The organism is Bradyrhizobium sp. HKCCYLRH2015, assembly GCF_051168215.1.
GTDB lineage: Bacteria > Pseudomonadota > Alphaproteobacteria > Rhizobiales > Xanthobacteraceae > Bradyrhizobium.
Map to the genome: position 1 here is coordinate 60,886 of NZ_JBNPUO010000009.1, position 18,449 is coordinate 79,334.

Consider the following 18,449-nt stretch of genomic DNA (forward strand, 5'->3'; position numbering starts at 1 on the left):
CGTGGTGCGCCGCGGCAATCCGTTATGCGCCCGATGCGGCGGTGAAATCCGCCCGCTCCAGCAGCCACGAGATTGCAAAGCCTGCCACGAGTCCCCAGAACGCCCCGCCGATATTGAGCAGGGGCACGTCGGCCACGGTGACGAGGAAGGCGATCAGCGCGCCGAGGGAGAAGTTGGTCCTGAACGCGGTCACGAACGCGGTCTGCAGCACGCGCAGCATGGCGAGGCCCGCCAGCGCGGTGATCAATGATTTCGGCGCGATCAGCAGCAGCGTGGTGAAGGTCGGCGCCAGCAGGCCGAAGCCGAGCGCAAGCACGCCCACGACCATCGCCGCGGTATAGTGGCGCTTGCGCTCGCCGCCGGAGACGACGATCGCGTTGGTCGGCCCGGTCAGGCAGGTCGACACGCCGCCCACCATCGCTGCGAGCGCCGAGCCGATGCCGCAGGCGACGGTCACCACATTGACCGGCGGCTTGTGGCCGGCGGCGGTCAGCACCGCAAAGCCCTGGCCGTTCTGCACCACCAGCACGGTGACCGCGAGCGGCACGATCAGCTCGATCATGGCCGCGAGCGACCAGGATGGCGTCGGGATCACCGGATGGATCAGCGCGATCTGCAGCGAGGCATTCTGATCATACTTGCCGAACAGGAGAGCCGCGAGCGTGCCGACGACGAGCGCGCCGATGATCGGCGGGCAGCGCCGGCCCAGCGCAGGGAGCGCGGTCAGCAGCAGCCAGAGCACGACCATCGGCCCGGCGATGGCGAAGTCGGCGAACACGGCGCGGACGAGATCGAGGCCGAAGCGCAGGAATACGCCGGCGACCATGCCCATCACGATCGGCATCGGCACCAGTTGCATCGCGCGCTTGACCCAGCCGGTGAGCCCGAGCACCAGCATCAACAGCGCGGTGCCGTAGAAGGCGCCGACCACCTGCGGGAAGCTCAGATGCGTCAGCGACTGGCCGACCAGGACGGTGCCCGGAATGGTCCAGAACAGCACCAACGGCTCGCGATAGCGCCACGACAGCGCGAGCGTGATCAGCCCGTTGATGAAGAACACGCCGAAGATCCACGACGCGATCTCCGCCTGCGACAGCCCGCCATTGGCGCCGACCGACAGGATGATGGCGACCGGCCCGGTAATCGCGAACAGCCAGCCGATGAAGCCGTGCGAGGCATACAGCGGGCCGAAATCGCTGATGATCTGGCCGAGGCCGGGCGGCGGGGCCGCGGGGCGTTCGATGGCGCTGAACATGGAGGGGCGGGGCTCGGTGTGTGTTCTTGTTGTTGTCCTTGGCGTCGTAGGGGATGTTTTGGCCGAACGGGACGAGCTGTGCAAGGCGTTGGGCTGATCGGCGGATTACGCTGCGCTAATCCGCCCTACGGGTTTTGAGCGTAGGGCGGATTAGGCGAAGCCGTAATCCGCCGCAAATCTTGAATCCATACATCCTCAGCGAGTAGGCTTACGTCGGTCATCTCGACGCGGACCATGCTCCATGCCCAACTATCGACGCGCATTCGTTCCGGGCGGATCCTGGTTCTTCACCGTGAACCTTCTCGACCGACGTCAAGCTCTGCTGATCGAGCACATCGACGTCCTGCGGTCTGCCGTCGCCGCTACCAGGCGCCGTTTTCCATTCGAAATCGATGCCTTTGTCGTGATGCCGGATCATCTTCATGCGGTCTGGACCCTGCCACCTGACGATGCCGACTTCTCAACACGTTGGCGGCTGATCAAGAACCGTTTTGCGCGAGCACTCCCGAAGACAGAGGACCTCACTCCACGTCGCACCGCCAAGGAGGAACGCGGCATCTGGCAGCGCCGGTTTTGGGAGCATCTCATTCGCGACGAGGAAGATTATGCCCGGCACGTGGAGTATTGTTACATCAATCCGGTGAAGCATTCGCCTGGTAAGTCGAGTGGAGGACTGGCCGCATTCGTCCTTCCACCGAGACGTGCGTGAAGGAGTATTTCCGCAGATTGGGCTGGCGATGTCGATGTGAACGGGACTTACGGCGAGCGTTGACCGGATCAGGCTGTCTTGAAACTCTCGCGCTGGACAACGGCGGATTACGCTGCGCTATTCCGCCCTACGGGTTTGAGCGTAGGGCGGATTAGGCGCAGCCGTAATCCGCCGCGTCTCTCCGCGTCAGTGTCCGTTCGGTCCAGCGCGTGCCCGTCGCCCAAATCACGCTTCTCTCCGCAAATCCTGTCCAGCCCTTCGGATAAAAATAAATCGCTGGAGGTTTCGCAAAATCAGCAGTATGGTCCCGCTCGTTCCGTTGCGTCGGAGGGGACGTATCGCGGTCGTCACGGACGTCGGCAGCGGAATGCGATGGGCGGGTCGGGTCGCAGCGTGGCGGATGCCGCGCCGACGAACGATCCGGCACGCACGGTCAAGTCGCACGGTCCTGACACCCCGACGCTGGTGTCACGCCTGTGCCGGCGCTCACGCGCCGCGCGGGCAACGGTGGCCAGAAAGCCCGGTGCACCGGGGAGACTGCGAAGCAGCCGTAAAGCCATCGCGCAGGGAGGGCCGGGTGTGTTCGGCCAGACCTGTGGTACCTGCCGCCTGCATTTTTTTGAGCAGGCGGGCCACGGGCGCGGCCAGCGCCCGGCCTTCCCTGCGCCCTCCACCAAGAGGGCGATGCTGTGATCAAAGCTCGGACGCAACACGCGCCGCGAGATCGCGGAGGCTTATGCGGAAGTCCTGTCGGATATTGTCCTGATGAAAGATACCACAGGCGTCATTGCGAGCGGAGAGAAGCAATCCAGGATCCTTCAGAGGAGGCAGTCTGGATTGCTTCGTCGCTGCGCTCCTCGCAATGACGGGAGTGTGGGGCAGGCCCTTTGCCCAAACACCAGCGTCATCGCCCGGCTTGCCGCCTTCGCTGAAGCTGCGGCGCGCCCAAAGTGCTCTTGGCCGCGTCAAAGCCGAAGGCGAAGACGGGACCGGGCGATCCAGTAAAGGGAGATGGCTGTGATTGATCGAGGCGCCGCGGCGTACTGGATTCCCCGCTTTCGCGGGGAATGACAGTGGAATTTGATGATGACGTTCTTGCCGTACGAGAGACGATATCAGTCGAACAGGCTCGACACCGACTCTTCGGCAGCGGTTCGCCCGATCGCCTCGGCGATCAGCGGCGCGATCGGCAACGTGCGGATGTTCGGCGCGTTGCGGACGGCTTCGGTCGGCATGATGGAGTCAGTGATGACGAGCTCCTTCAGGCGCGAGGAGGTGATGCGGCTCGCCGCTCCACCGGAGAGCACGCCGTGGGTGATGTAGGCGTAGACGTCCTTGGCGCCGTGCTTGAGAAGCGCATCGGCTGCGTTCACCAGGGTGCCGCCGGAGTCGACGATGTCATCGACAAGGATGCAGGTGTGGCCGGAGACTTCGCCGATCACGTTCATGACCTCGGACTCGCCGGGACGCTCGCGGCGCTTGTCGACGATGGCGAGCGGCGTGTTGATGCGCTTGGCGAGGCCACGCGCGCGCGCCACGCCGCCGACGTCGGGCGATACGACCATGAGGTTGGAGAGATCGAACCGATCCTTGATGTCGCGCACCATCAGCGGCGAAGCATAGAGATTGTCGGCCGGGATGTCGAAAAAGCCCTGGATCTGCAAGGCATGCAGGTCGAGCGTCATGACGCGGTCGACGCCGGCATGGGTGATCAGGTTGGCGACGAGCTTGGCCGAGATCGGCGTGCGCGAGGCAGATTTTCGATCCTGCCGCGCATAGCCGAAATAGGGCACCACGGCGGTGATGCGGCGCGCGGAGGCGCGGCGCAGCGCATCGGTGATGATCAGGAGCTCCATCAGCAGGTCGTTCGCCGGATAGGACGTCGATTGAATGATGAAGACGTCGGAGCCGCGGACGTTCTCCTGGATCTCGACGAAGATCTCCATGTCGGCGAAGCGCCGGACCACCGCCTTCGTCAGCGGCAGCCCGAGCTCAGCGGCGATGCCGGCGGCGAGAGCCGGATTGGAGTTGCCGGCGACGAGTTTGATGGAGCCGTTCTTGGCCGACATCGTGAATTCTCCTCGCGTCTCGCTGGAGACCTTGTTCAGCATATCGGGCTATCCATGGAACCGGCAGTTTTGCACGGGCGAGGTGATATCAAGGACACCGCGCGCATGGCAACCCGCCGCAAGTGTTTTTCCCGGTCAAACGGCTGTTTTTCCCGGTCAAAAACGGCGCAAAATGCGCCTCCTTGCCTAACGGTCGGTGTAGCCGAGGGCCGCGACGCTGGTGCCGCCGGACGCCGGCGATGCGGGCTCGGCCACAGCGACCGCAGGGCCGCGGGTGGCCGGTGCCACCGGGGGCGCGCCGTCGACGGGCGCGGTGCCGTTCAGCATGTTCGAAAGTCCGCTGAAGCCGGCCTGCGCGATTTTCCGAAGCACCATGTCGTCGACATTGTTCCACGGATCGCGGCCGCCGCGTCCGACCGGCTCTTCGCCCGACAGCCGCAGCGCGCGCTGCTGATTGCGATCGTAGACGTCGAACACCCAGGCGATCACGCCCTTGCCGCCGACGACCTGGGCGGAGAGATAGGTGCGGACACGATACGCTGCAGGGGCCTCGCGCGACACGATGGCGAGGCTGCGCAGCTTGGACTCGCTGTCGAGCACGCTGACCATGCGGTCGAAGATTTGCGGTGGCGGGCCGTCGATCTGCTCGAAGGCGATCGTGGCGTTATCCGATGCAGGCGCCATCGCGTAGGCGTTGGACGGACCGCCGCTGGTCGCGCAGCCGCCGAGCGCTGCAGCGGACGTGATCAGCAGAACGGCAACGCAGGCGTGCTGCGCAGCGCGGCTGATCCGTCGAAGTGGTGTCGGCGCTCCCCTCATCGTCGGGAGCGATATCGTTAAAATCGATTAACGTCTAGGTCGCGGCTGCCACAGATTGGGACAGAGTGCATTCAGTTGTACAGAAAGGGTTAAGCAATCCACATGCGGCCACAATCGCGCCCAGCTTCAGCCTTCGAGCATGATGGCATGGACGTGCCGGCCATAGTCCGGCTCGCTGCGATGGACCGAGCGGCGGTAACTGAAGAAGCGCTCGTCGACATAGGTGTCGAGGCCTATATCGTCGATCAGCAGCACGCCGGCGTTTTCCAGCCGCATCCGGATGAAGCCGGCCAGGTCGAACATCGCGTGGCCGTCGCGCGTCGACGGCAGGAAGAAGCGCGCGTGCTCGGCGTCGTCGTCGAGGAAGCGCGTGACGAACTCGGCGCCGACCTCGTAGCTCGGCTGGCGGATCAGGGGGCCGATCGCGGCAATGATCCGGCCGCGCTCTGCGCCGAGCTCCTCCATCGCCTGCAGCGTGGCTTCGAGCACGCCGGTGAGCGCACCTTTCCAGCCGGCATGGGCCGCGCCGATGACGCGCTTATGCGGGTCGACGAACAGGATCGGCCCGCAATCGGCCGTGGTGACGCCGATCGCGAGATTCGGCGTCGCGGTCACCAGAGCATCGGCCTTCGGCCTGACGGGGCCGTCCCAGGGCCCGGTCGCAATCACGACGTCCGGCGAATGGATCTGGTGCACGCTGAGGAACTGGTCGGGCGCGACGCCGAGATGGGCGGCCATGCGGCGGCGGTTTTCCCGGACGTTCTCCGGCACGTCATTCGATCCGAGCCCGCCATTGAGGCCGGCATAGATGCCGTCGGAGACGCCGCCCTCGCGGGTGAAGAAGGCGTGGCGCAGGCCAGGGACCGCGGACATCACATCCGATGATACCAGCATCACGCGCCTCCCGTCTTCTCGTTGGTGTGCTCGTCGCTGATGCCCGCCAGCACCGGAATGGCCGGATCGGAGATGCCGAGCACCTTGAACAGCGACCCCATTCCGCCGCGGCCGCCGCCGGTCAGGCGCTTCAGCCCGCTCGCGATGTCCTCCGAGACTTCCGGCGAGGCCTTCTGCATCAGGGTCAGCGCGCGGGTTTCGATGCCGAGCCGCTGCAGGAACTCGCCCTGCGTGACCGGGCCGTGAACGCGCGCGCCGACGGCTTCCGCGGCCCGCGCCAGCGCGTCAAAATCGACATGGGCGGTGATGTCGGCAAGCCCCGGTGTCTTCAGGGGATCAGCGAAGCTATGACGGGCGATCGCCTGGAAGGTGTCGCCGACGTCGCTGCGCACATGGCCGTAATCGATGATGACGGCGGCGCCGCGCTGGTCGCGGATGCGCCTGGCGATGGCCATCATCTCCATGTTCGGCCGCCATTCGAAGATCGCGCCGGCCGGCGCGGCGCGCACCAGCGGCGGCAGCAGCAGCTCGAAGCCGGGCGTTGGATCCGCGGCCGCGCCGTAGACGAAGTTCTCCTCCTCGTCGAGCTCGACCACGCGCTCGTGCCAGCCGGTTTCGCGCCTGATCATCTGGTGGATCGGCAGCACGTCGAAATACTCGTTGGCGAAGATGACGCTGGGGCCCTCCGGCACCTCGTCGAAGCTCTCGTGCCAGTTGATGTTGCGCAGGCCGGTCAGCGTCGCCTTCTGCTTTTCGCGCAGGACAGGATTGACCTCGACCAGGTGGACCGAGATCGTCTGGTACAGCGGCGGCAGCACGCGCAGCGCCCGCAGCGCATCCGACATCATGGTGCCGCGGCCGGGCCCCAGCTCGATCAGCCGGAATTGCTGCGGCGATCCCGTCGCCTTCCAGATCGAGGCCGCCCACAGCCCGAGCAGCTCGCCGAACATCTGGCTTACCTCGGGGGCGGTGGTGAAGTCGCCCTCGCGTCCGAGCGGATCGCGCGAGACGTAGTAGCCGTGCTCCGGATGCATCAGGCACAGCTCCATGTAGCGCCAGACCGGCATCGGGCCGGACGCCTTGATCAGCCGCTTGATCTCGGTGTGGAGCGGAGAGGTTTCGATCACGGATTGGCCTGCAGCGGGGGAGTGGCTTGACGACTCTCAGGCCTGCGGAGCGCCCGCGCCACCAGGATGGCGCCGATGATCAGCATCGGCACCGACAGCACCATGCCCATGGTCAGGCCACCCCAGAGAAAGCCCAATTGCTTGTCGGGCTCGCGGAACAGCTCGCTGGTGATGCGCGCCACGCCGTAGAGGGTGATGAAGCTGCCGAGGATCAGGCCGGGCCGTTTCAGCGCGCCGAACCGGATCATGATCGCCAGCACGATGAACAGCACGATGCCTTCGAGGCCGGCCTCGTAGAGCTGGCTCGGATGGCGCGGGAGGTGGGTCGGATCGCGCGGGAAGATCATCGCCCAGGGAACGCTTGCATCGGCGGCACGGCCCCACAGCTCACCATTGATGAAATTGGCGATGCGGCCGAGCAGCAGGCCGATGGGCGCGACCGCGGTGGTGACGTCGCCGAGCGAGATGATCGGCAGGCCGTTGCGGCGGGCGAACCAGATCACGGCGAGCACACAGCCCATGAAGCCGCCATGAAACGACATGCCGCCGTTCCACAGTTGGAAGATCTCCAGCGGGTGCTCGATGAAGAACGGCAGGTTGTAGAACAGCACGTAACCGGTGCGGCCGCCGAGGATGATGCCGATCGTGACCCACAGGATGAAGTCGTCGAGCTGGACCAGCGACACCGGCGCCGGGCCGCCCCACAGCCGCTCTTTCTTGAGCAGCGAGCGCGCGTAGAGCCAGCCGATGACGATGCCGCAGATATAGGCCAGCGCGTACCAGCGGATCGCGAACGGGCCGATGGCGATCGCAACCGGATCGAACACGGGGAAATCGATGAGGAGAGGCGTCATTCACTGGCTTTCGTGGGCACGGCGTCCCGCTTCCGGAAGCCCGCGGGCGATGCGGGCTTCGAACGAGCTCCGCCACATGAACGGGCGCGGCGCGATGTGATCTCAGGGCTGCTCATACCAGCGCCGCGGGCCGGCGCAACAAGTACGATGACAAGGAAACCAAGGCATGACAAGACGGCCCATCTTGCGGGCGGCGACAGGGATCGCCATTCTGTCTTCCATCATCGTGCTCGTCGCGGGACGCGGAGTTTCTCACATGACTCAGACCAACAACCGGTTTTTCGACGAACTCGGCCGCCTGATGAACGATGCCGCAGGTGCCGCCCAGGGCATGAAGCGGGAGGTCGATTCCGTCATCCGCAACCAGGCGGAAAAGATCCTGAACGATCTGGACATCGTGAAGCGCGAGGAGTTCGAGGCGGTCAAGGACATGGCCCGGCTCGCCCGCGAGGAGAACGAGGCGCTGAAGGCGCGGATCGCGGCGCTGGAGGCCAAGCTGGGTGGCGCGGCCGGCACGCCGCCGGGCGCCGGCAGCGCGGATGGCTGACGCCACGGCCGGGTCGCCGTGGGACAAGAGGGGCCGGCGGCCCCTTCATTTCCTTGTCATTTCCGCAGTTTGCCGCTAGAACGCCGCCACGTCCGCGGCCCCCGCACCCCTGGAGGCTTGCCGAAGGACGTCCAGCAACGGGCCGCATCGCGGCCTTTAACTTTTTAAAACAAGGACTTAACACGATGGCGACCGTCAGAGAACTGAAGGCGACCGCCCGTCCGTCAGTCGGCAAGGGGGCCGCACGGGCAGAGCGTCGCGCCGGGAGAGTGCCCGGAGTGATTTATGGAGACAACCAGCCCCCGCTGCCGATCTCGGTGGAAGACCGCGAGCTGCGCCAGCGCATCCTCGCAGGCCGGTTTCTGACCACGATCTTCGACGTCACCCTCGACGGCAAGAAGCACCGGGTGATCCCGCGCGACTTCCATCTCGATCCGGTCAAGGACTTCCCGATCCACGTCGACTTCATGCGGCTCGGCCAGGGCGCGACCATTCGCGTCAGCGTGCCGCTGCACGTGGTGGGCTCGGAAGGCGCGCCGGGCGTGAAGCGTGGCGGCACGGTCAACATCGTGACCCACACGCTCGACCTCGAGTGCCTCGCGGAGAACATCCCGCAGTTCATCGAGGCCGACGTCAGCGCGCTCGAGATCAACCACTCGCTGCACATCTCCGACGTCAAGCTGCCGACCGGCGTGAAGACGCTGTCGCGCGACGACGCGACGCTCGTCACCATCGTGCCGCCGTCGGGCTATGGCGAGGAGCAGAAGGCTGCTGCTGGCGCTGCCGCGGCTCCCGCCGCTGCTGCTCCGGCTGCCGCTGCGAAGGCTCCCGCGGCCGCGGCCAAGGCGCCGGCTGGCGGCGACAAGAAGAAGTAAGCCGTTCCGCTTCTGGGAAGCGCGGGCGGGTCCCGTGCTTCCCGAAGCGACGGCGGGTGCGGATGCCGCGTCATGCTGCTGTTTGTCGGCCTCGGCAATCCCGGCGCGAAATATGCGCGCAACCGGCACAATATCGGCTTCATGGCCGTTGACGAGATCGCGCGGCGTCACCGCTTCTCGCCGTGGCGGCGCAGGTTTCAGGGCGAGACGTCCGAAGGCACACTCGACTCCGAGCGCGTCATTCTCCTGAAGCCGACCACCTATATGAACGAATCCGGCCGCGCGGTGCAGGAAGCGGCCAGCTTCTTCAAGCTCGGCGTCGGCGACGTCACCGTGTTTCAGGACGAGCTCGAACTGCAACCGGGCAAGCTGCGCGTGAAGGTCGGCGGTGGCATTGCTGGTCATAACGGACTGCGTTCGATCTCGGCGCATCTGGGCAACGACTACCGCCGCGTCCGGCTCGGCATCGGCCATCCCGGCGTCAAGGAGCTGGTGCATGGGCACGTGCTGTCGGACTTCGCCAAGTCCGACATGCCGTGGGTCGAGGCGTTGTGCGAGGCGGTGGCCGACAATGCTGAATTGTTGACCGGCAAGCGCGACTCCACCTTCGCCAACAAGGTGCATCTGGCGCTGCAGGCCAAAGGTTTTCTGGACAAGGGCGACGCCGGCGCCGCGTGAGCGCTTCGGGCGTTGTCCAAAAGGATGCGGGACGGGTCATGGGATTCAAATGCGGGATCGTCGGGTTGCCCAACGTCGGCAAGTCGACGCTGTTCAACGCGCTGACGGAGACGGCGGCCGCGCAGGCGGCGAACTATCCGTTCTGCACCATCGAGCCGAATGTCGGCGAGGTCGCTGTGCCCGATCCGCGGCTCGAGAAGCTCGCGGCGATCGCCAAGTCCGGCCAGATCATTCCGACGCGGCTCACGTTCGTGGACATTGCAGGCCTCGTGCGCGGTGCCTCCAAGGGTGAGGGCCTCGGCAACCAGTTTCTTGCCAACATCCGCGAGGTCGATGCGATCGCGCATGTCGTCCGCTGCTTCGAGGATTCCGACATCACCCACGTCGAGGGCAAGATCGCGCCGCTCGCCGACATCGAGACCATCGAGACCGAACTGATGCTGTCCGATCTCGACAGCCTCGAGAAGCGGGTCGACAACCTCTCCAAGAAGGCAAAGGGCGGCGACAAGGACGCCAAGGAGCAGTACGAGCTCGTCACCCGTGCTCTCGTGCTGCTGCGCGACGGCAAGCCGGCGCGGCTGCTGGAGCGCAAGCCCGAGGAGGAGCGCGCCTTCGGCATGCTCGGACTGCTCACCTCCAAGCCCGTGCTCTACGTCTGCAATGTCGAGGAAGGCTCGGCCAAGGACGGCAACAGTTTCTCACAGGCGGTGTTCGCGCGCGCCAAGGAAGAGGGGGCGGTCGCGGTCGTGATCTCGGCCAAGATCGAGTCCGAGATCGCGACGCTGTCGCGCGAGGAGCGGGTGGATTTCCTGGAGACGCTCGGGCTCGAAGAGGCTGGTCTCGATCGGCTCATCCGCGCCGGCTATCAGCTGCTCGACCTGATCACCTACTTTACCGTCGGTCCGAAGGAAGCGCGCGCCTGGACCATTCACCGCGGCACCAAGGCGCCGGCGGCGGCTGGCGTCATTCACACCGACTTCGAGAAAGGCTTCATCCGCGCTGAGACCATTGCCTATGCCGACTATGTCGCGCTCGGCGGTGAGGCTGGCGCGCGCGAGGGCGGCAAGCTGCGCCTCGAAGGCAAGGAGTATGTCGTCGCCGATGGCGACGTGATGCACTTCCGCTTCAACAACTAAGGCCGCATGGGCGGCTACATCCGCCCCTGTTCGCGGATTGCGCCGAGGTGCTCGTTGATGCGGAAGACGATCAGCACGAACTCGGCGATGATGCGCGAGAACACCATGCCGACGATGATGCCGGCGAGCGACGACAGCAGCATCAGGAAACCGCCGAACGGGCTGATCGCCATTTCGGAGAGGCCCGTGAAAATGCCGCGAATTCCCGACAGGATGATCAGCGCAATCACGAGCCAATAGAACGTCTTGATGATGGTGGGCGTGATGAAGCGGTCCCACTGGAACAAATCGCGAAATTCCAACATCCTGATCCCCCGGCCACGTCCAAATCGGTCGTCAAATCCGTCTTTAAGTCGTGCTCGAATTGCGCGCCAGACGGCATCGGCGGCAGCCGAATTCATTCCGGTATATGGCGCCTTCTGGCACTCTCTTGCGACTGGACCGGGCGTCAGCCATGCGAGCGGCCCGGTTGTGATTGCTGCAAAGTGCGGCCACAATCGGGCTTCTTTCAGCCATTCCCAACCTCATGACCCTCACCTTCGAAGATTTTCCGCAAGGCCCGTTCGGCAGCTTCGGCCCGCGACACGTCACCCGCGATGAGATCATCGCCTTCGCGTCTGAGTTTGATCCGCAGCCGATGCATCTGGACGAACTGGCCGCCTCGCAGTCGATGCTCAAGGGCCTGTCCGGTTCGGGCTGGCACCTCTGCTCGCTGATGATGCGCATGATGTTCGACGGCTTCATCGGCCGCACCGCCTCGCTCGGCTCGCCGGGCGTCAACGAGGTCAGGTGGTTGTCGCCGTTGCGTCCTGACGATGAGCTGATGCTCGATGTGGAGGTTCTGGAAGCGCGGGTGTCGCGGAGCCGGCCGTCGACGGGGATCGTCACCTTCAAGTGCAGCGTGCGCAACGAGGCGGGCTTGAGACTTTGCGAGATGGTCTCTCCGATCATCGTCGAGCGCCGCGAGAGCCGCGAGCAGGTGGGCTGATGCGCTTCTTCGAGGATCTTCAGGTTGGCCAGCGCCGCGAGCTCGGCTCCTACACGTTCACGGCCGATGAGATTAAGCGCTTCGCCGTTCAATTCGATCCGCAACGCTTTCACCTCGACGAGGAAGAGGGGCGCCGATCGCTGTTCGGCGGGCTCGCGGCATCGGGATGGCACGTCGGCTCCGTCTGCATGAAGCTGATCGTCGCAGACAATCAGCGTCTCCTGGAGATCGCGCGCTCGCGCGGCGAGCCGGTCGTTCTCGGAGGTCCTTCTCCCGGCTTTCGTGAGCTGCGCTGGCACAAGCCGGTGCTTGCAGGCGATACGATCAGCTTCTCGAGCGAGATTGATTCGCTTCGCGAGTCGGCCTCGCGCCCCGAATGGGGCATCCTGCAAGCGCGCAACACCGGCATCAATCAGCGCGGCGAGCTGGTGTTCTCGGTGCTTGCGTCGGCCTTTGTCCCGAGGCGGAACAACGGTTGAGGCGAAAAGGTCACGCTTCGTAGGATTGTCGGCACGGAACGAAGTTCGCGCTAACGCATTCTGAACTCGGACTCTATAAGACAGCCAATCAGGGATCAGGATGTGGGGGATGAGTATGGCAGATCGCGGTGGTCTGAAACTCCTCGGCTTTATCTTTGCCAGCGTGACGCTCGCGGTGATGCTCGCGACGGGAATGGTCGTGAAGGGCTATGCCGACGGTTCTTACTCGCTGGAGACGTCAGCGACGATCAACGAGTAGCGCCTTAACTACTCGTTAACCAGAACGGACCGGGCGGTCCTGTTCGCAGAGGCGGTCTAGCGGCTCCAGATGAGCACCATGACCGCCATGGCCACCAGCAGCAATCCGACGAAGCGGACCATGATGATCCCGATGCGCTGAGGCTCAGGCCGCAGGGGAATCGGATCGGTGTCGTCCGGCCGGATCGTTTCCATGAAAGCGACACCCCCCTGACGCAACCTACCCGCCACGAGAGCGGCGGGAGCTGGTCGCGGGAGGGCCGCGGCGCGTTCAAGGACGTGGCGCTGCAAAGACGAAAACCGCCGCGCGATGGCTCGCACGGCGGTCCGCTTCAAGCTCCGGAAAGAACGATCAGCTGCTGCGCAGGCCGTCGGCGGCGCGCTTCCACTGCGTCACGTTCTCGGCGATGGCCCGGGTCGACTTCATCGCCGCCTGGCTGAGCTGCGCATAGCTCGCGATCTCGCGCTGCACCCGCTGGCCCTCGGCATGCAGCAGCTCGCGCAGGCTCTCGAGCTCCCCGATCAGGTTCTCGATCTCCGACAGCGAGGTGCCGGCGACGCGCTGGATCAGCGTGGTGACGCTGTTCACCGCTGCATCGGCGTCGATCGAGGCCTCGGCCGTGGCGGCCGCATTGGGGCGGCGCAGATAGGCGATATCGTTACGGACGAAATCACGAATGCCGGCCTCGACTTCGGAGACCGCGGCCAGATCCGTATCCAGCTCGGCTTCAGTTCCATCGATCTTGTCCGGACGAATGACATTCATCGGCTAATTCCTCATTTCGCGTTCAAGCGAGCGCGGTGTCCCCGCACGACGAACTTCTCAAAGCCTATCAGTGCGGCCAAATTGGGCCGCACCGCGGCGAAGCTGCGGCGATCGTTCGATCATTCGTGGCGGGCTGCCGCAATGGTGAACGTCACCAGCTCCGCTTGAAGCCGGCCGAGATGCTCTTGCTGGTGCCGCCCTGCGCGGTCTCGCTGACCGAGCCGGAGACGCTGAGACCATCCGACAGCTTCTGCTCGGCGCCGACCTTGCGCAGCCATTTGTCGTCGCCCGACGACAAGGTCTGTCCTGCGGTGACGCTGGTGCCGGTGTCGCCAATGGAGAGCCTGGCGGACTGCTCGGTGTCGAAGCTGCGGCTGGTCTTCGGCGCCGCGCCGGGAATCGGCACCATGCCCTGCTGGGTGACGTTGTAGCCGTTCTGCAGGGTCAGATTGTAGTGATCGATCGGCACCGCCTTGGTGATGGTGGTGCCGAGCCGGCTCTGATCCGAGCCGGGATCGACGCGGGCCTCGATGGCGGTCTTGTCCCAGATCGCGCCGGCACCCGGCGCGGTGACGGCCGCCCAGGCCGAGCCGCCGGACTCCGGAGCATTGCCGCCGTTCTCGGCCTTCTCCGCCAGCAATTCCGACATCGTGGTCGGCTGCCGCGCGACCGTCATGTCGGCGCCGACGCGGGCGTCCCAGAACGGCGACACCGACTGCTTGACCGACACGCCCGAGGCAAGGCTGCCCTTGTTCTGGTTCGACCAGTCGAGCGCGGCGGCCTTCTCGGCGGCGGCCTTGCGCTTCGCCGCGGCAGCGGCCTCGGGACGGTCGAGAAAGGTGGTGTCGTCGATCGCGAGCTGGCTCCAGTCGAGCTTCTCGACGTCGATGTCCTGCATCGGGTCGGCTGCCGCCACCTGGTCCTCGGACTTGTCCTCGTCCTCGGGCTCCGGCGCGATCTGCTGCCACGGCGCGATCTGCAGCGGCTGCGGCGCCTGCATCAGCGTCTGCGCATCGGCGGCGGACGCAAGAAGCCCGAAGCCGGCCGTGAAAACCGCCAGCGCGCAACCATACGATGTCATGAGAGCAACCCCCGCCGCCCGAACCTGTGTGCCGGAATATGGTGGAATCTTGGCGCAAAATTATGGCTGCGCCAGTCACGATGTGTTGGGTTGCCGGTGACTGTGACCACAATCCAACAGGCAGGGCGGCTCAGGCGAAGCTGCCGATGCGCGGCAGGTCGATCGGGCGGCCGAGCGTCTGCTCGACCAGGTCGAACGTATCGATCAGGATCCGCAGCCGGGCGAGCTTGCCGGCGCGGAATTGCATGAATTGCGCGAGCCGCGCCGTGATCGGCTTGTCGGAATCCTGCGCCGTCATCGCGCAGCGGACCATGGTCGCCGCGCTGGTCTCGTCCAGCATCAGGGTCTCGCGCTCGATCCGCCGGATGCTCACATGGTCGGCGATCTGCCTGACGGCGTCGAGCACGGCGGCGCGGCCGTGCCGGGCGCCGAGGAAGGGAAACATGTCGATCGGGCCGTAGATGGCCCAGTCGATGTCGTCGTCGAGAAGCGCGGCGAAATCGTCGAAATGGCGGTCGTTGATCGCGCCATGCAATGCGCGCGACAGACGCCAGAGGCTGTGCTCCGTCATCGGGTCGGGATCCTGAACTGGCTTGCGAGGGGGCGCGCCGGCCTTGAGGCGACGTCGAAACGACGTCGCGCCGGGGCGCCGAATCTATCTCTCTTACGCCTCACATAAATCAACCACCTGCGCGCGCAACGGTTGTTTTTGCATTGCACAAATGCGCGCCGCTACCGGTCCCGCGCGCGGGCGCCGGGGCCGTCAGCGTCCTTCGTGCTGCAACCGCTGCTGCGCGATCGCGACCTCGTGCTCTCGGAAGGCGGCCAGGCCGAACAGGGTGGCGCCGGCGAGACCGCCGATCAGGGCGCCGAGCGGCATGAAGGTGAAGAACACCAGCATGCCCGCATAGCCTTCGAATTCGCTGGTGTTGAACAGCTCGATCCAGGCCAGCCCCAGCCCGATGCCGATCGTCGCGCCGCCGACGACGCCCATCACCAGTCCGGCCATCGCCAGGAATGCTATTCTCATGTCACCAATGCCCCGTATACCACCGCTGATGGGGTGCGGAGCCGGGGCCACAGGTTCAAGGCAATGAGGCCGCCGTCGGTGACGTTTGCGTGATCGGCCGGTCCGGGCGCTAGTCCGCGACGGCCGTGCCGGCCTCAGGGCCGGGCGGCACCCGCGATCAGCAGCCGGCTGAGATCGCATTCGAGCACCTGCTGCACCAGGTCGTAGGTGTCCATGATCTCGCGGATGCGGGCGACGCGGCCGTCGCGCAGCGTATAGAACGCCGCGAGGTCGTACTGCACGATGCGGTCGTTGTCGCGCTTGCGCAGGAAGATGCGGAGATCGACGGCGACCTGGTCGCCTTCGCAGATCATGGTCTTGATCTCATGCCGGACGTCGGCATAGCGGCTGCGCGCGGTCTCCCACATCTGCCGCACCTCGGCCTTGCCCCGGCGGCCGCCGAGATGGGGAAAGATGTCGATCGGCGCGGACGCGAAGTGCTCGAGGTCGTCGGTGCAATGCGCCAGCACGCTGTCGAAATCACCGGCGGCATGGGCCTCGAGCAGCCTGCGCACACGCTGCTTGTTGATGTGCTCGATCATCCTGTCTCCACTGACGGGACTACCCGCGTCGGCGATGTCGTTCTGGAGATGCCGGCGCGCGGCCGTCAACCACCTGTGTAACCGTCGGCCAGCTCTATGCGCCGGTACGGTGAACGGAAGCTTGGCGGGTGATCGCGTCACGATCATGTCTGGGGGCATCTCTCAGCTCATCCAGCTCATCTCTCAGCTCCTGGGTCATCACCGCGCGCGATAAGGTTCGCGCAACGCGTCATGCCGGTTGCGAGCCGGGAACCGCCCCGCCGCGTCGCCGTTACCCCGCACCAATCCAAGCGGAGCTCGATCATGACGATGTCGATCACGAAGACCATGCTGGCCGCCTCCGTCGCAGCGCTGGCGCTGCTGTCGACGCAGGACGCCGAGGCCAAGGGGTGCATCAAGGGTGCCATCGTCGGCGGCGTCGCCGGCCATTATGCCGGTCATCACGGCGTGCTCGGCGCCGCCGCCGGCTGCCTCTACGGCCGTCACCGCGCCAAGGAGCAGGAGCGTCAGCAGCAGCAGGGCCAGGTCAACGGGCAGGGCCGGACCTAGTCGATGCGGCGCGCCGCTCGTCTGCGGCGTGCCTCCGCCTCGGCCCGGAGACGGTGCCCGGCGTGACAGGTCTCACGGTCCGCGCCGGACGTGGCGGCTAGACGGGAGCGGTCTGGTCCTCGCCGAGGGCCGCCGCAACCGGATGTCCAGGCCATGCTCACCGTCGCCTCCCCCAGCACCTCCGCGCCGAAGGCGGCGCTGCTCAATTTGCTCGAAGGCATGGCGCTGACCGCGCTGTTCCAGGCCATTCCCACTTATGCCGGCGCCGCGCTGATCCTCAAGCTCGCGCACAGCACCGCGCTGCGGCCTGGGATCATCGGCTTCGTCGCGAGCGCGACCCTCATCCACGTGCTGATGACCTCGGCGGCAGGCCCGCGCTTTCAGCGCGTGTTCAAGCAAGCCTACGCAGCGGAGTTCTACGACGCGACGCTGGGCCTCGCCGACAAGGTACTGCGCTGGCGCACGCAGCCGGAGGCATCGTTGCAATTGTTGAGCTCGACGGTGATGCTGGCGCTGCTGTCGGTCGCGGTGCTGGCGATGGGGTGAGGCGGGCGCCGTCCCGCGAAGCATGGTGCCTGGCTCGGCGCAGCGCCGGTGTCCGTTGCGGCTCGTCCGACACGTCGGCGAGGACGACGCGCGTCTGTCTCACCTCGCTCCCCTGTCGTCCCGGCGAACGCCGGGATCCATACCCCCAGGGAGCGGTTTGAGGCACGCTGGCGATTGGCTTTTTGCCTCTCACGACCGCCGCGGCGTATGGGTCCCGGATCGGCGCCGCGCCGCGCTGGCGCGCGTCATGGCTTGTCCGGGACGACAGCGGTGGGTTTGGCGGATTTACGATTCAAACAGCCGGTGACAAGTCCAGGACATGGCCGCTCGTTCTCGCGGCATGTGATGCCCGAGTGTTGCGATCCGTGTGGCCCTCTTGAAAGTGCAGAGGGCGCAGGGAATGCCGGGTGAAGGCCTCACCCATGGCCCGCCTGCGAAAAAAAAGCAGGCGGCAGGTACCACAGGCAAAGCCGAACACTCCGGCATTCCCTGCGCGACGGTCTTCACGCTTATACGCAGTCTCCCTGGTGCGCCGGGCTTGTTGGCCACCATCCCCAGCGCAATGCGCTAGCATTGCGCCAGGTTGATACCAGCGTCGGGGTATCAGGACGCTGCGACTTCACGTCCGTGCCAAGCCGTTCGTCCGCGCATCCGAAGACACGCTGCGGCTTCATCGCGGCCATCGCATCCCCACCTCGCGTGTCGTGACGATCGCGCGCTACGCCCCTCTGCGGTGAGGCGGGATGCGGGGGAGATAATCATGATTTCCGATAAAGCGCAAGATGTTTTTATTTTTCGGAATAAGCGCTGGGTCTTTCGCTTGTCAGGCCGGTTATCTGGCGGAGCTGGTTCGGTTGCCTCAGGACCGCTCGGCATCCTGAGGCCAATGAAAAAATCGCTGTCTCGATTTGAGGGCGGAGTGTCGCTGAAGTGATTGCCTCGTGCCGAGCAGCCCTCTGCAGCCTTCTCGCGAGGGCAACCGTCTTGCTGGCGTTATGGCCACTGGCGGCAAGCGGTCTGCCGACTGAAATCCTCGCCTATATCTACAATGTAAGGCTTCGTCGGTCACGGCGAGGAAATCGCCTCAACAGTTAGGCGCCTCTCCCCCCCCCCGACTACTCGGATAGTTTGATTTTAAAAATCTACAATCTATGATAGATTTCGGACGTTTGAAGTTGTAAAGGGCCGCCGAGGCTGTTCTTGAGATG

23 protein-coding genes and 1 pseudogene are annotated in these 18,449 nt (G+C 65.3%); 11 read left to right on the forward strand and 13 right to left on the reverse strand.

What is annotated here, in order from left to right:
• Window positions 1-22 precede the first annotated feature (22 nt).
• A complete protein-coding gene (locus tag ACQR1H_RS23270) occupies window positions 23-1,255 on the reverse strand; it encodes a benzoate/H(+) symporter BenE family transporter (RefSeq protein WP_434908251.1) in 1,233 nt (410 codons plus the stop codon).
• Window positions 1,256-1,496: 241 nt separating this feature from the next.
• Here ACQR1H_RS23270 and ACQR1H_RS23275 point away from each other — a divergent pair.
• Window positions 1,497-2,027: pseudogene (locus tag ACQR1H_RS23275) on the forward strand (REP-associated tyrosine transposase).
• A gap of 1,052 nt (window positions 2,028-3,079) precedes the next feature.
• Here the strand turns inward: ACQR1H_RS23275 and ACQR1H_RS23280 are convergent.
• The 5 genes from ACQR1H_RS23280 to lgt all read right to left on the reverse strand — a co-directional run bounded on the left by ACQR1H_RS23280 (window position 3,080) and on the right by lgt (window position 7,727).
• Window positions 3,080-4,033 carry a ribose-phosphate pyrophosphokinase gene (locus ACQR1H_RS23280; RefSeq protein WP_315803270.1) on the reverse strand — a complete coding sequence of 318 codons (954 nt, stop codon included), beginning with the start codon at window positions 4,031-4,033 and terminating at the stop codon, window positions 3,080-3,082.
• Between the two features lie 186 nt (window positions 4,034-4,219).
• Window positions 4,220-4,852: a hypothetical protein gene (locus tag ACQR1H_RS23285; RefSeq protein WP_316177552.1), complete on the reverse strand. Its 633-nt coding sequence runs from the start codon at window positions 4,850-4,852 to the stop codon at window positions 4,220-4,222.
• A 126-nt stretch (window positions 4,853-4,978) separates the two neighbouring features.
• Complete coding sequence (gene pgeF / locus ACQR1H_RS23290; RefSeq protein WP_434908343.1) at window positions 4,979-5,725, reverse strand: peptidoglycan editing factor PgeF; 747 nt, start codon at window positions 5,723-5,725, stop codon at window positions 4,979-4,981.
• 20 nt (window positions 5,726-5,745) lie between these two features.
• On the reverse strand, window positions 5,746-6,873 hold the full coding sequence (locus tag ACQR1H_RS23295) for a class I SAM-dependent methyltransferase (RefSeq protein ID WP_434840239.1): 1,128 nt from the start codon (window positions 6,871-6,873) through the stop codon (window positions 5,746-5,748).
• A complete protein-coding gene (gene lgt, locus ACQR1H_RS23300) occupies window positions 6,870-7,727 on the reverse strand; it encodes a prolipoprotein diacylglyceryl transferase (RefSeq protein ID WP_315803274.1) in 858 nt (285 codons plus the stop codon). Before lgt ends, ACQR1H_RS23295 begins: the two co-directional genes overlap by 4 nt.
• 256 nt (window positions 7,728-7,983) lie before the next feature.
• Here lgt and ACQR1H_RS23305 point away from each other — a divergent pair, with 256 nt between their 5' ends.
• From ACQR1H_RS23305 to ychF, 4 genes are all read left to right on the forward strand, one after another.
• Window positions 7,984-8,274, forward strand: a complete 291-nt coding sequence (locus ACQR1H_RS23305; protein ID WP_315714079.1) for an accessory factor UbiK family protein — start codon at window positions 7,984-7,986, stop codon at window positions 8,272-8,274.
• A 185-nt stretch (window positions 8,275-8,459) separates the two neighbouring features.
• Window positions 8,460-9,149, forward strand: coding sequence for a 50S ribosomal protein L25/general stress protein Ctc (locus tag ACQR1H_RS23310; RefSeq protein WP_315803275.1), 690 nt, complete (start codon window positions 8,460-8,462; stop codon window positions 9,147-9,149).
• Between the two features lie 72 nt (window positions 9,150-9,221).
• Entirely contained in the window at window positions 9,222-9,827 is a 606-nt protein-coding gene (pth, locus tag ACQR1H_RS23315; protein WP_316177557.1) for an aminoacyl-tRNA hydrolase, read from the forward strand.
• A 38-nt stretch (window positions 9,828-9,865) separates the two neighbouring features.
• Window positions 9,866-10,963, forward strand: a complete 1,098-nt coding sequence (gene ychF, locus ACQR1H_RS23320; RefSeq protein ID WP_315803277.1) for a redox-regulated ATPase YchF — start codon at window positions 9,866-9,868, stop codon at window positions 10,961-10,963.
• A gap of 14 nt (window positions 10,964-10,977) precedes the next feature.
• Here the strand turns inward: ychF and ACQR1H_RS23325 are convergent, their stop codons facing one another.
• The gene (locus tag ACQR1H_RS23325) at window positions 10,978-11,268 is read right to left on the reverse strand and encodes a DUF4282 domain-containing protein (protein ID WP_315714083.1); all 291 of its coding nucleotides are present in this window, start codon (window positions 11,266-11,268) and stop codon (window positions 10,978-10,980) included.
• 221 nt (window positions 11,269-11,489) lie between these two features.
• Here ACQR1H_RS23325 and ACQR1H_RS23330 point away from each other — a divergent pair, with 221 nt between their 5' ends.
• From ACQR1H_RS23330 to ACQR1H_RS23340, 3 genes are all read left to right on the forward strand, one after another.
• Window positions 11,490-11,951 carry a MaoC family dehydratase gene (locus ACQR1H_RS23330; protein ID WP_315803278.1) on the forward strand — a complete coding sequence of 154 codons (462 nt, stop codon included), beginning with the start codon at window positions 11,490-11,492 and terminating at the stop codon, window positions 11,949-11,951.
• Window positions 11,951-12,430: a MaoC family dehydratase gene (locus tag ACQR1H_RS23335; protein ID WP_434847890.1), complete on the forward strand. Its 480-nt coding sequence runs from the start codon at window positions 11,951-11,953 to the stop codon at window positions 12,428-12,430. The genes ACQR1H_RS23330 and ACQR1H_RS23335 overlap by 1 nt, the downstream gene beginning before the upstream one ends.
• A gap of 109 nt (window positions 12,431-12,539) precedes the next feature.
• Window positions 12,540-12,689: a hypothetical protein gene (locus tag ACQR1H_RS23340; protein ID WP_315714401.1), complete on the forward strand. Its 150-nt coding sequence runs from the start codon at window positions 12,540-12,542 to the stop codon at window positions 12,687-12,689.
• Between the two features lie 56 nt (window positions 12,690-12,745).
• Here ACQR1H_RS23340 and ACQR1H_RS23345 read toward each other — a convergent pair whose 3' ends face one another.
• The 6 genes from ACQR1H_RS23345 to ACQR1H_RS23370 all read right to left on the reverse strand — a co-directional run bounded on the left by ACQR1H_RS23345 (window position 12,746) and on the right by ACQR1H_RS23370 (window position 16,146).
• On the reverse strand, window positions 12,746-12,883 hold the full coding sequence (locus ACQR1H_RS23345; RefSeq protein WP_434847889.1) for a hypothetical protein: 138 nt from the start codon (window positions 12,881-12,883) through the stop codon (window positions 12,746-12,748).
• Between the two features lie 157 nt (window positions 12,884-13,040).
• On the reverse strand, window positions 13,041-13,454 hold the full coding sequence (locus ACQR1H_RS23350) for a hypothetical protein (RefSeq protein WP_315714086.1): 414 nt from the start codon (window positions 13,452-13,454) through the stop codon (window positions 13,041-13,043).
• A 151-nt stretch (window positions 13,455-13,605) separates the two neighbouring features.
• Window positions 13,606-14,535 carry a hypothetical protein gene (locus tag ACQR1H_RS23355; protein WP_315803281.1) on the reverse strand — a complete coding sequence of 310 codons (930 nt, stop codon included), beginning with the start codon at window positions 14,533-14,535 and terminating at the stop codon, window positions 13,606-13,608.
• Window positions 14,536-14,665: 130 nt separating this feature from the next.
• The gene (locus tag ACQR1H_RS23360; RefSeq protein ID WP_434892772.1) at window positions 14,666-15,106 is read right to left on the reverse strand and encodes a nuclear transport factor 2 family protein; all 441 of its coding nucleotides are present in this window, start codon (window positions 15,104-15,106) and stop codon (window positions 14,666-14,668) included.
• Between the two features lie 192 nt (window positions 15,107-15,298).
• Window positions 15,299-15,565: a hypothetical protein gene (locus ACQR1H_RS23365; RefSeq protein WP_315803283.1), complete on the reverse strand. Its 267-nt coding sequence runs from the start codon at window positions 15,563-15,565 to the stop codon at window positions 15,299-15,301.
• 134 nt (window positions 15,566-15,699) lie between these two features.
• Window positions 15,700-16,146 (reverse strand): nuclear transport factor 2 family protein, encoded by a 447-nt coding sequence (locus ACQR1H_RS23370; protein WP_316217508.1) that lies wholly within the window; start codon window positions 16,144-16,146, stop codon window positions 15,700-15,702.
• Window positions 16,147-16,473: 327 nt separating this feature from the next.
• Here ACQR1H_RS23370 and ACQR1H_RS23375 point away from each other — a divergent pair, with 327 nt between their 5' ends.
• The 3 genes from ACQR1H_RS23375 to ACQR1H_RS23385 all read left to right on the forward strand — a co-directional run bounded on the left by ACQR1H_RS23375 (window position 16,474) and on the right by ACQR1H_RS23385 (window position 18,175).
• Window positions 16,474-16,695 carry a hypothetical protein gene (locus ACQR1H_RS23375; protein ID WP_316217552.1) on the forward strand — a complete coding sequence of 74 codons (222 nt, stop codon included), beginning with the start codon at window positions 16,474-16,476 and terminating at the stop codon, window positions 16,693-16,695.
• Between the two features lie 153 nt (window positions 16,696-16,848).
• Window positions 16,849-17,241, forward strand: coding sequence for a hypothetical protein (locus tag ACQR1H_RS23380; protein WP_434908252.1), 393 nt, complete (start codon window positions 16,849-16,851; stop codon window positions 17,239-17,241).
• A gap of 760 nt (window positions 17,242-18,001) precedes the next feature.
• Entirely contained in the window at window positions 18,002-18,175 is a 174-nt protein-coding gene (locus tag ACQR1H_RS23385; RefSeq protein ID WP_434840244.1) for a hypothetical protein, read from the forward strand.
• Window positions 18,176-18,449 lie beyond the last annotated feature (274 nt).